Source organism: Alistipes sp. 56_sp_Nov_56_25 (assembly GCF_001915285.1).
GTDB classification, from domain to species: Bacteria; Bacteroidota; Bacteroidia; order Bacteroidales; family Rikenellaceae; genus Alistipes; species Alistipes shahii.
Genome location: NZ_MNQF01000015.1, coordinates 23,950 through 34,692, shown reverse-complemented (window position 1 = coordinate 34,692; position 10,743 = coordinate 23,950). Strand labels below are relative to the sequence as shown.

Sequence of the window (10,743 nt, the reverse complement as noted above, 5' to 3'; positions counted from 1 at the left end):
CTGTAAGTCGTTGATTTTCAGTTGTGGGAGCTGAGGGATTCGAACCCCCGACCCTCTGCTTGTAAGGCAGACGCTCTGAACCAGCTGAGCTAAGCTCCCCTAAAAATGGCTTGGGACTGCAAAGGCAATCTTCCGATCACCCTCCGGACCACCCTTTTACGGACGACCCCTTGCATTACGCAACCCTCGCGCATCTGCGCCTGAACAAGGACTTGAACCTAGGACCCCATGATTAACAGTCATGTGCTCTAACCAACTGAGCTATTCAGGCATTTCGAAACGGGTTATCCCGTCGTTTCGGAGTGCAAATATATAGCAATTTTTCATTCCCGCAAAATTATTGCACGATTTTTTCGCAAAAAAAGTATCTTTGCATGTCGCACAAATCATAAAGAAATGATCCCGAATCGCGTTATTTTCCTTATTCTCTTGACGCTATGCGCCTTAACGGCCTCGGCGCAGGAACATCTGTCTTTTCGGCCCGATACGTGGGACTTCGGCACGATCCGCGAAACCGACGGCCGCGTCAGCCACACGTTCACGGGCGTCAACCGCGGCGACAGCCCTCTGGTGATCCTCGACGTGGTGACCACCTGCGGCTGCACGGTCCCCGATTTCTCGAAGAAACCGATCCTTCCGGGCGAAAAGACGCAGATCACCGTCACCTACGACCCCGCCAACCGCCCCGGCTCATTCACCAAGGAGCTGTGGGTCTACTCTTCGGAGAAGCGGAAGATCGCCACGCTCACCGTGCAGGGGAGCGTCATCCCGCGGCAGAAAACCGTCGAGGAGCTATACCCCGTCGATGCCGGCGGAGGGCTGCGGCTGGCCTCGACGCTCAACGCCTTCTCCTATATTTATCCGGGGCGGCAGGTGCAGGCGGCGATCGGCTACGCGAACACCTCGAAACGCCCGGTCCGCCTCGAACTGCGGCCCGAAACCACGAGCGGAGCGCTTCGGACCGACTATCCGAAACAGATCGCGCCGGGCGAACGGGGCGAAATCAACTTCGCCTACCTCATCCCCGCCGACAAACCCCGCTACGGGACCGTGCGCGACGCGCTGGAGGTCCTGATCGACGGACGGAGCAACGGCACGACGCTCGTCACCCACGGCATCGGCGTCGACCCGCAGCCCGCGGATGCAACACAAAACGCCCCGAAAGCCGATTTTTCGGAAAATATCCTTAAATTTGGACCGGTCAAACATGCGGGACCAGTCCGGAAAAAGCACTTTACGCTTTCGAACGCGGGCGGCGCGGAGCTGATCGTGCGGGCCGTCGAAGGCGAGGGACACGTGGCCACGACACTCGCCCCGGGGCAGAAAATCGCCCCCGGAGATTCGCTACGCTGCGAAATTCTGCTCGATCCCCGGACGCAGGACTACGGCATCGTGACCGAACACCTCGTGGTGGTGACCAACGACCCCGTGCGGCCCATGCGGCGCATCCGGGTGACGGCAATCATCGAAGAGTGACACACAAACACACAACGGATATAATGTACCCCATTCTTGAAAAAAGACTCCTCGCAGAGGGCATCTGGCTGATGAAGGTCCTCGCACCGCGCGTGGCCCGCTCGGCGCAGCCCGGACAATTCGTCATCGTGCGCGCCGACGAACACGGCGAGCGCATTCCGCTCACGATCTCCGATTTCGACGCTGCGGAGGGCAGCGTGACCATCGTCACGCAGGCCATCGGCGCCTCGACGCGCAAAATCTGCGCACTGAACGAGGGCGATGCCCTCGCCGACTTCGCAGGTCCGCTGGGCCACCCTTCGGAATTCGTCAAAATGCCCGTCGAAGAGCTGCGCAAACGCCGCTACCTCTTCGTGGCGGGCGGCGTGGGCACAGCCCCGGTCTACCCGCAGGTCAAATGGCTCCGGGAACACGGCGTGAAGGCCGACGTCATCATCGGCGCCAAGACACGCGACATGCTGATCTACACCGACGCCATGCGCGCCGTAGCCGAACACCTCCATATCGCCACCGACGACGGTTCGGAGGGTTTCAAGGGACTCGTGACGGCGCTGATCGGGGAACTGATCGAAAAAGAGGGCAGACACTACGACGAATGCGTGGCCATCGGCCCGATGATTATGATGAAGTTCGTGGCCCTCACCACGAAGAAGTACGCGCTGAAAACCACCGTGTCGCTCAATGCGCTGATGGTCGACGGCACGGGCATGTGCGGCGCCTGCCGCGTGACGGTCGGCGGCCGGACGCGCTTCACGTGCGTCGACGGCCCGGAGTTCGACGCCCACGAGGTCGATTTCGACGAGGCGATGCGCCGGCAGGGCATGTACCGCACCCAGGAGCAGCGCGCCGCGGCGATCGAGGCCGAGCGCGAGGCCGGACACGTATGTAAGATCGGATTGGACAAGTAGGAAGGTGAAAGGTATTTTAGCGACGGAGACCATGCAGAATATATAATTATCTCCCGCATAGAACTTCCCTCTTTTAACTTTTCACTTTTAACCTTTCACTTTTAACCTTTAACCTGCTATCACATGGCAAACAAAATACCCCGCGTGCCGGTGCGCGAACAGGACCCGGCGATCCGTGCGACCAATTTCGAGGAGGTCTGCTACGGCTACGACCTCGAAGAGGCCACACTCGAAGCTTCGCGCTGCCTGCGCTGCAAGAATCCCCGCTGCGTGGCGGCCTGCCCCGTAGGCATCCGCATCCCCGACTTCATCGCCGCCCTGCACGAAGGGCGGTTGCAGGAGGCAGCCGACATCATCTCCGAGGACAGTTCGCTGCCGTCGATCTGCGGCCGCGTCTGCCCGCAGGAGAGCCAGTGCGAAGGCTCGTGCATCCTGGGCATCAAGAGCGAACCGGTCGCCGTGGGCAAGCTCGAACGCTTCGTCGGCGACTGGAAACTCGAACACGGCGCCCCCGTGCAGCCCGCCGCCGTGCGCAACGGCCGCAAGGTCGCCGTCATCGGCAGCGGCCCGGCCGGGCTGGCCTGCGCCAGCGACCTGGCCCGCATGGGCTACGAAGTGAAGATTTTCGAGGCGCTGCACAAGGTGGGCGGCGTGCTGGTTTACGGCATTCCCGAATTCCGCCTCCCGAAGGAGCGGATCGTGGCGCGCGAGATCGCCCAGGTCGAACGGCTGGGCGTCGGGATCGAGACCGACGTGATCGTGGGCCGCACCGTGACGATCGACTCGCTGCTGGACGACGAAGGCTATGACGCCGTATTCATCGGCTCGGGCGCCGGGCTGCCCCGCTTCATGGGCATCCCGGGCGAGAACCTCAACGGCGTGGTTTCGGCCAACGAGTTCCTCACGCGGGCCAACCTGATGCATGCCTACGACAAGGCGTACGACACCCCGATCTACGTCGGACAGCGCGTCGTGGTCGTAGGCGGCGGCAACGTGGCGATGGACGCCGTGCGCACGGCCAAACGGCTGGGTGCAGAGGCCACGATCGTCTACCGCCGTTCGGAAAAAGAGCTTCCGGCGCGCGTCGAGGAGGTCCACCACGCCAAGGAGGAGGGCATCCGCTTCCGCATGCTGACCAACCCCACCGCAGTCCTCGGCGACGAAAAAGGCTGGGTGACGGGCCTGCGGTGCGTGGAGATGGAGCTGGGCGAACCCGACGAAAGCGGCCGCCGCTCGCCGGTGGTAAAGGAGGGCTCGGAGTTCGAAATCGAATGCGACGTGGTGATCATGGCGCTGGGAACCTCGCCCAATCCGCTGCTGGCCGCCACGACCGCCGGTCTGGAAACCACCCGCCGCGGCTGCATCACGGCCGACGAGCGCGGCGCGACGACCCGTCCGGGCGTCTTCGCAGGCGGCGACGCCGTGACGGGCGCCGCGACGGTCATCCTGGCCATGGGAGCGGGACGCACCGCGGCCAAAGCCATCGACGAATATGTAAAATCACGTGCAAACGGCACACATTAAGCGAGAGTTCCGTATATTAGCTGCAACATGCAAATCCGATAAATCCGACACCATGAACAACATCAAATCCCTGATCGCCGCACTGGCTTTCGCCGGCCTGACGGCCTGCGCCGACAACAGCCCCAAAACCTTCTCGGGATTCATCACCGACGCCTCGATGAACACCGTCACCGTCCGTGCACTGACCGACGAGAGCACCTGCACCTTCGCGACCACGGCCGCCGACAAGAGCGACGCCAACGGCCTGCTGCTCGGCGCCCCCGTCACCGTAGACTACACGGGCAAGCTGAAGGACGGCGCCGCCGCCACGAAGATTGCGACCGATCCCACCTACGCCGAAGCCGTCGGCAAATGGACGATGCCCGACCCGATTGCTCCCGAAGGCGTCATGGGCGTCGAGATCATGGTCGAAGGCGCAGCCAGGTCGATCAACATGGCGACGCTGGTCTACACCTCGTGGGAGCTTCAGGGCGAGGCGGACAAAATCCTGCTCAAGGGCCAGAGCCTCGGCAACGGCCAGACCATCGACTTCACCCAGACGGGCATGATCGCCAAAACGGCCGACGGGAACTACACCCTCACGATCGAGGGCACGGGCACGGTCTACACCAAGGCCAAGCAGTAAACAGCTTTCCGCCCCGAAAAGCCAGCGCCTCCGGACTTCCGGGGGCGCTTTCGTTTCCGGGAGGGTCCGGCGTCCGTTTTTCCCCGAAAATAGCGGCTCCGACGCTTGCTAAATCCGTGCTAAATGCGTAAATTTGTGGCTACTAACCCGTTTATCCGAACCATGAACAAAATTCTGACGGGAGCCTTGCTGCTCCTCTTTTCCTCCAGCGCCGCGGCGCAGACACCCCGCGACTCGATTGCATTCGCCACCGCCCAATGGCGCACGGCCAACCTCGGCGGCGGCGCCGAATGCCGCTACGCCCAGATCGACATGTTCGGGTCGCGGCAGAGCATCTCCGTCGCCACCTACCCCGGACGCAGGTTCACCACCTCGATCGTCCACCTCGACCGCAGGGCCGAGTCCACGAGCGATCTGGGGAAGGCCGCCGGCGCGGAGATCGCCGTCAACGGCAGCTACTTCAACGTCAAAACCTTCGAACCGGTCACCTTCGTCCTGCTCGACAGGAAGATCGTGGGACGCACCACCCCCGAGGAGGCATTCCGCACCAACGGCGTCATCGCCTTCAAGGACCGCAAGGGCCGCCGGATGGAGATCTTCCCGTGCGACACGACGCAGTATGCCGACGTGGCGCGCCGCTACCGCTCGGCGCTGGCCGCAGGCCCGGTGCTGATCGACGGCGGCAAGGTGGTCGAATACACCTCCGGGAGCAGTTTCTACACGCGCCGCCATCCCCGGACGCTGATCGGCAAACGGGCCGACGGCACGGTGGTGATGGCCGTGATCGACGGGCGTTTCAAAGGCCAGGGCGACGGCGCGACCATCGCCGAAACAGCCTACATCGCACGCCAGTTAGGTCTTACCGAGGCGCTGAACCTCGACGGCGGCGGCTCCTCGACGCTCTGGACGGCGCAGGAAGGCGTCCTCAACCATCCCTACGACAACCGCCGCTTCGACCACGAGGGCGAGCGCGGGGTCCCCAACTGCATCGTGGTCCGCAGGTGACCGGCCAGCGGCCCTGAATCAAAGAACGCGGTTTGATGAAGTTGCATCAAACCGCGTTCTCATTTAACCCGACCGTCCTTATTGCTTCGACTGCACGTACTGTTCGTACAACCGGTCGTAACAAGCCTTCAACTGCGGGAACTCCGCCTTCTTCACCTCGTACATGAAGACGCCCCGGTAGTGCGCATCCTCGTACAGGGCCTTCAGGATCGCCGTCCAGTCGTTGTCGCCCCGGCCCTGGCCCGGCAGTTCGTGACACTCGTTGCGGCCGTCGCCGTCGCTGACGTGAATCGTCCTCACCCGGCGTCCGAGCGCACTGATCAGCAGTTCGGGATTGTCGATGTGGTTGGTGTCGACCGCGGCGTCCACCTCCCGGGGCACGAGCGACATGATGTGCAGCACCTCTTCGACCGTACGGCCCAGCGGGCGTTCGTAGTTCCCGTCCTTGACCAGTTCGTAGCCCAGCATGTTCTCGATCACCACCCGGGCGCCGATCTTCTTCGCATCGGGAAGCAGCTCCCCGACCGAGCGCACCAGCTGCGCGATCCGCGCGTCGCGCTCCCCGTGCCCGAGATACCAGCTCGGGTGGAACAGCACGATCCGCGGCGACAGGATCTTGCAGAAGCGCAGCACGCGGCGGTGCAGTTCGACACTTCGCTGCCGCACGGCCTCGTCCGTCTGCGAGAGGTCGATCTCGCGGCCGAAAGGCATGTGCACCGACCAGATTTCGATTCCGGCGCGCTTGAGGTCGCGCTTCAGCTGACGGCAGCGCGCCTCGATCTGCCGATCGTCGGTCATCTCCTTGTTCAGGAACAGCGTCGACGCGCTGATCTCGATGGCGTCGATGCCAGCCCTCTTCGCCTCGGCGAAGGTTTCGTAGGTCCAGTTCGTCACCGGGCCGAAAATCCCGGACGAGGAACCCACCTTCAGCCGCGGCTGCTGCCCGGCAAACACCGGGATTGTGCATAGGACTGCAAGCAGCAGCAGTCCGGTTCTGTAAAGTTTCATAACTGTAAAGATCATAAAAAAGTCGGGCCGATGCAAAACCGCACCTCCTTGCGGGGGGGGGCGGCCGGACGCCGCGACAGATAAAAGGGGCGTTACGACCCCAAAGATACAAAAAAAAAGGGGCGCACCGAGAAAGCACGCCCCCTGTGAACAGATTTATTTCACGACGGCTCCGATCACCGTCTTGCCCGTGCGCGAAGCGCCGGTCTGGTCGATGGCGCTGACCGCCTCGCCGAAGGCCGGATCGAGCGTCTCGCCCAGGATCTTCAGCTCCGAAGCGGACATGCCGTACTGGCGCGCCGGATTCGCGTCGCCGAGCAGCACGCAGGTCTTCGTCGCACCGCCGTTGTCGCCCAGCGGGCTGAGCATCGAGGCAGGATCGAACGCCGCGCCTGCGACAGCCATACCATCGGCATTGTAGACCGTGCCTCCGATAATGGAGTTGGCGACCTTGTAGCTGGCGTCCTTGAACCAGGCGACATCGTCGGCCGCGCCGTCCGTCGTATTGCCCGAGATCAGCGTATTGTAGACCTCGATGGCCCCTCCGACGGCAGCCTGCTGCAATCCCGCGCCGTTTCCGGCCGTCACCGTCGTGTTGCCGGCAATCGTACAGCTGACGATCACCGCCTTGCTCGGCTTGGCCGCCGTGCCGTAGACCGCGATACCGCCGCCCTTTCCGGAATGGTTGCCGCAGACCGTCGAATTGACGATCACCAGGTTGCCGTTTTCGCGGACGTAGATACCGCCGCCGTTTAGGGTCGCATGCTCGGGATTGACGCTGTTGCCCGAAATCGTGGTGTTGCTGATCAGCACATTGGTCTTGCCGCCCGTGTCGCCGAAGACGTAGATACAGGGAGCTACGCCCGACGCCTTGTTGTTGCTGAACGTACAGTTGTTGATCCGCAGCAGTTTGGCTCCGTCGGCCCACAGGCCGCCGCAGTTGTACGTCGTCGTCGACTTGGTCGCATTGTCGGCAACCACGCAGTTGTCGAACAACGCCTCGGCTCCGGCGTCGACACGGATGGCGCCCATGCGGATGTCCGTATTGTCGACGATCTTGCAGTTGAGGATGTCCACCGTCGCGTTGCCGATGAAAATGCCCGCGCCGTAACTCTGGTAGAACTTCACGCCGCCTATCGTCGTGCTGCCCACCGATCCGAACTGCGACGAACCGTTCTTGATCGTGAATCCGTCGAGCGAAGCCTTCATGCCGTTCATCTTGGCCGCCGTCACCGCAACCACGTGGCATACGGCGTGGTCGCCGTCCAGAATCGTCTCGTTCGCCACGGGATCAGCCACGGCGCCCTCGGCCGCATCGGCCGGATAGCCGCCGATCATCGAGAAGTTGCTGTGGATTTCGAACGTGTTGTCCAGCGCGGTCTTCATGCCCGTCAGCGGAACCGAAGGCACGTAGGAACCCGCAGCCACATGGATCACGTCGCCGTTCATCGCCTGGTCGATCGCGTTGGCCAGCGTGGTCGCCGTCTCCCATGTCAGGCCGTCCTTGTCGGCCGAGCCGTCGGTCTTGACATAGTAGTGCGTCGCCAGGTCCGAAGCGCTCGCAGCGGCCTGCGTCACGGGCAGCGTGACGTTCTCGCCCTTGATGACATAGGCCGAGATCGTCGCCGTGCGTTCGTCGAGCGTACGGTTTGCGGCCACGGTCACCGTGATCGTGGCGTCGCCCTGTCCGTACGACGGATCGAACGACACCCAGTCCTTGTCGCATTCGATGCGCCACGGAAGGTTCGATTTGATCGAAAGTTCGTAGTCCTTGGTGGCCTTCTCCGCGGTGATGCTCGTCTCCACGAACGACAGTTCGGGCGTCTCGGGAGTAAAGGCCGTATCGTCGCTAAAATCCTGGCAGGCTCCCAGCGCCGCGCATGCGGCCGTCAGGAGCAGGTATTGAAATATCGTTTTCATCGGTTCCGTCTTTTATTGTTCAACAATCGCCAATCCGGTCGCCACCTTGCGCATGACCCCGCCCTGGTCGGTCGGCCAGTTCAGCAGTTTGAGTTCGCCCTCCGCGCCGTCGCGAGCGATGAAGGTCGACGAGCCGCCGCCGTCGAGGTTGAGCGCGTCGCAGGCTCCGCAGGCCGACATCAGGTTCATCAGGTCCAGCAGGTCGGCGCCATTCGAATAGTAGAAGTTACGGCCGTCGACCACCATCAGGTAGACCTCCTTGCCGTCCTGCGACACGCCGATCGCCGTACGCGGTTCCATCTTCGCCACCGGCATCGTGTTGCCGCTCTGGTCCAGCTGCTCGCCGTTCTTGAGCAGCAGCGTGCCGAGGCCGCAGACTGCTTCGCGGACGATGTCCTTGTGAAGAGCGTACTCCTCCTCCGTGAAGCAGCAGGCCTCGTTGTCCTTCGTGATCACGAAGACGTTGCAGTCCGTACGGCTGAACGAAGTCTTCACCGCCACGCCGTCGCGGTAACATACGCCGTAGGGGATGTAGGTCGTATTGAAGAAGTCGGCGTTCGTGCCGCCCAAGACCTTCTTCCCGTTCTTCTGCATCGCCTCGAGCTGCTTCATAATCGTCTGGCCGGTGCCCACCTGGTTCTTGTCGTCGGCGAGCGTCGTGCGCAGGGTGATTTTGTCGCTCAGGGCGATCTTGAACAGGAACAGCTGCATGGCCAGTCCGTCGTCGGCCAGAAATGCCATCTCCAGCACGTCCACGCCGTCGGCCAGGTTGTAGGTCCTGTCGCTCTTCACGTGAGCCACATACCCGTTCGATCCGTCGACGATGCTCTGTCCCCAGGCCGTCTGGGCGGTCGTGTCGAACTTGGCGTATTCGTCGAAAGCATTCGAATTGTCGCACGCAGCAAGCAGCCACACGCACAACAGCATTCCGATCATATATCTGTATGTTTTCATCGTTTTATCGTTTTATGCATATTGGACAATCCCGCTAATAACCCGGATTATTCGGTTTGAGGTTCGGATTGTAAAGCAACTCCCGGCTCGGAAGCGGCATCAGGCACTGGTAGTCCTTCGTGCCGAGCGTCTGCGTAGCCTTTCCGGTCCGCACGAGGTCGTACCAGCGGAAACCCTCGGCGAGGAACTCCAGACGGCGCTCCTGAAGCACCGCGTCGAGAAAATCGGCTTCGTTCCCCGGACTCACCCTGTCGAGGCCGCGCTTTTCCCGCAGTTCGTTGAGACGATCCAGACCTCCGTTCAGCCCCTGCGCCTCGGCGCTGATCAGGTACATTTCGGCCAGACGCGAAATCACCACGGGGTCCGACCCGGTCTGCCCGCTGGGGTATTTGTTGACGAAGTTCAGGTTGTCGAGCGTGGTGATCGACACCTCCTTGCGCAGGTCGTTGTCGGCGTACATCGTCATCACGTCGCCCGCGGGACGGTAGTTGTAACTGCCCTTGTTGGGGTGGTTGTAGGAGTAGAACTGGTTGGAAATCTTGATCGACGAACCGTCCTCGGTCAGGCACGAGAAGGCGAAGATCACCTCCTTGTTGGCCTTCGAGCGGAAAATCTTGTCGAAGTCGTCGAGTGCGTAGTTCGGATTGGCGATCAGGCTCTCGGCCAACTCCTTGGCCTCTCCCTTCTTGCCCAGATAGAGTTTCACGCGCGCTTTCAGGGCCGTCACGGCGGCGGGCGACACGTAGTAGAAACTGTCGGCGCTCAACCCGTTCAGGAAGCCCGAAGCCGCGTCGAGATCCTCCTCGACCAGCTCCCAGGCCATCGAGGCCGGGTCGCGCGAAACCTTGGCCTGGGTGTTCTGCCGCAGGACGGGCACGTCGCCGAAGCGGGTCACCAGACAGAGGTAAATATACGCCCGGAAATAGCGGCACTCGCCCAGCACCCGGTTCCGCGTGGGGCTGTCGGCCAGCCCCTCGGCGATCGACATGACGTTGTTCACCTGCAAAAGCGCCTTGTAGTAGCCGTTCCACTGGCTGCTGACAAACGTATGCAGCGCATTGGAAAGCGAGTTGATCAGGTCGATCGGGCGGCCCGTGCTGGTCATCAGCTCACCGCCGAAGAGGTCGAACGCGATGTAGGAGTAGTAGGTAGGTCCCTCCTGAACCTTATTGTACATTCCGATGCGCAGCGCCTCGATGTCGTCGGAGCCGACCACCGTCGGGGAGACCGCCGAATGCGGCTCGATGTCGAGCATGCCGCTGCAAGCACCCATCAGGGGCAGCAGGGCAAACAAGATGATTTTATGCAACGATTTCATGATTG

The 10,743-nt window shown here is 62.0% G+C and carries 9 protein-coding genes and 2 tRNA genes; 5 read left to right on the top strand and 6 right to left on the bottom strand.

Annotated elements, in window-relative coordinates:
* Positions 1-24: 24 nt before the first annotated feature.
* Positions 25-99: transfer RNA gene (locus tag BHV64_RS05910), tRNA-Val, on the bottom strand.
* Positions 100-197: 98 nt separating this feature from the next.
* A tRNA-Asn gene (locus BHV64_RS05905) sits at positions 198-271 on the bottom strand.
* A 125-nt stretch (positions 272-396) separates the two neighbouring features.
* Between BHV64_RS05905 and BHV64_RS05900 the strand changes: the two genes are divergently transcribed.
* From BHV64_RS05900 to BHV64_RS05880, 5 genes are all read left to right on the top strand, one after another.
* On the top strand, positions 397-1,476 hold the full coding sequence (locus BHV64_RS05900) for a DUF1573 domain-containing protein (protein WP_217726784.1): 1,080 nt from the start codon (positions 397-399) through the stop codon (positions 1,474-1,476).
* Positions 1,477-1,499: 23 nt separating this feature from the next.
* Positions 1,500-2,384 carry a sulfide/dihydroorotate dehydrogenase-like FAD/NAD-binding protein gene (locus BHV64_RS05895; protein ID WP_015547425.1) on the top strand — a complete coding sequence of 295 codons (885 nt, stop codon included), beginning with the start codon at positions 1,500-1,502 and terminating at the stop codon, positions 2,382-2,384.
* 123 nt (positions 2,385-2,507) lie between these two features.
* On the top strand, positions 2,508-3,908 hold the full coding sequence (gene gltA / locus BHV64_RS05890; protein WP_118406175.1) for an NADPH-dependent glutamate synthase: 1,401 nt from the start codon (positions 2,508-2,510) through the stop codon (positions 3,906-3,908).
* A gap of 52 nt (positions 3,909-3,960) precedes the next feature.
* On the top strand, positions 3,961-4,533 hold the full coding sequence (locus tag BHV64_RS05885; RefSeq protein ID WP_217726788.1) for a lipocalin family protein: 573 nt from the start codon (positions 3,961-3,963) through the stop codon (positions 4,531-4,533).
* Positions 4,534-4,695: 162 nt separating this feature from the next.
* Positions 4,696-5,538 (top strand): phosphodiester glycosidase family protein, encoded by an 843-nt coding sequence (locus tag BHV64_RS05880; RefSeq protein ID WP_149885834.1) that lies wholly within the window; start codon positions 4,696-4,698, stop codon positions 5,536-5,538.
* Between the two features lie 78 nt (positions 5,539-5,616).
* Here the strand turns inward: BHV64_RS05880 and BHV64_RS05875 are convergent, their stop codons facing one another.
* The 4 genes from BHV64_RS05875 to BHV64_RS05860 form a co-directional block, all read right to left on the bottom strand.
* Positions 5,617-6,546, bottom strand: a complete 930-nt coding sequence (locus BHV64_RS05875; protein WP_288115645.1) for a sugar phosphate isomerase/epimerase family protein — start codon at positions 6,544-6,546, stop codon at positions 5,617-5,619.
* Between the two features lie 156 nt (positions 6,547-6,702).
* Complete coding sequence (locus BHV64_RS05870; protein ID WP_288115644.1) at positions 6,703-8,466, bottom strand: BACON domain-containing protein; 1,764 nt, start codon at positions 8,464-8,466, stop codon at positions 6,703-6,705.
* A gap of 12 nt (positions 8,467-8,478) precedes the next feature.
* Positions 8,479-9,420 (bottom strand): phosphodiester glycosidase family protein, encoded by a 942-nt coding sequence (locus BHV64_RS05865; protein WP_276744984.1) that lies wholly within the window; start codon positions 9,418-9,420, stop codon positions 8,479-8,481.
* 34 nt (positions 9,421-9,454) lie between these two features.
* Positions 9,455-10,738 carry a RagB/SusD family nutrient uptake outer membrane protein gene (locus tag BHV64_RS05860; protein WP_015547420.1) on the bottom strand — a complete coding sequence of 428 codons (1,284 nt, stop codon included), beginning with the start codon at positions 10,736-10,738 and terminating at the stop codon, positions 9,455-9,457.
* Between the last annotated feature and the right edge of the window lie 5 nt (positions 10,739-10,743).

Excerpts from the sequence above, each read along its gene's own strand:
- BHV64_RS05900 (WP_217726784.1), top strand. The coding sequence starts at position 397 with ATGATCCCGAATCGCGTTATTTTCCTTATTCTCTTGACGCTATGCGCC.
- BHV64_RS05895 (WP_015547425.1), top strand. The coding sequence starts at position 1,500 with ATGTACCCCATTCTTGAAAAAAGACTCCTCGCAGAGGGCATCTGGCTG.
- gltA (WP_118406175.1), top strand. The coding sequence starts at position 2,508 with ATGGCAAACAAAATACCCCGCGTGCCGGTGCGCGAACAGGACCCGGCG.
- BHV64_RS05885 (WP_217726788.1), top strand. The coding sequence starts at position 3,961 with ATGAACAACATCAAATCCCTGATCGCCGCACTGGCTTTCGCCGGCCTG.
- BHV64_RS05880 (WP_149885834.1), top strand. The coding sequence starts at position 4,696 with ATGAACAAAATTCTGACGGGAGCCTTGCTGCTCCTCTTTTCCTCCAGC.
- BHV64_RS05875 (WP_288115645.1), bottom strand. The coding sequence starts at position 6,546 with ATGAAACTTTACAGAACCGGACTGCTGCTGCTTGCAGTCCTATGCACA.
- BHV64_RS05870 (WP_288115644.1), bottom strand. The coding sequence starts at position 8,466 with ATGAAAACGATATTTCAATACCTGCTCCTGACGGCCGCATGCGCGGCG.
- BHV64_RS05865 (WP_276744984.1), bottom strand. The coding sequence starts at position 9,420 with ATGAAAACATACAGATATATGATCGGAATGCTGTTGTGCGTGTGGCTG.
- BHV64_RS05860 (WP_015547420.1), bottom strand. The coding sequence starts at position 10,738 with ATGAAATCGTTGCATAAAATCATCTTGTTTGCCCTGCTGCCCCTGATG.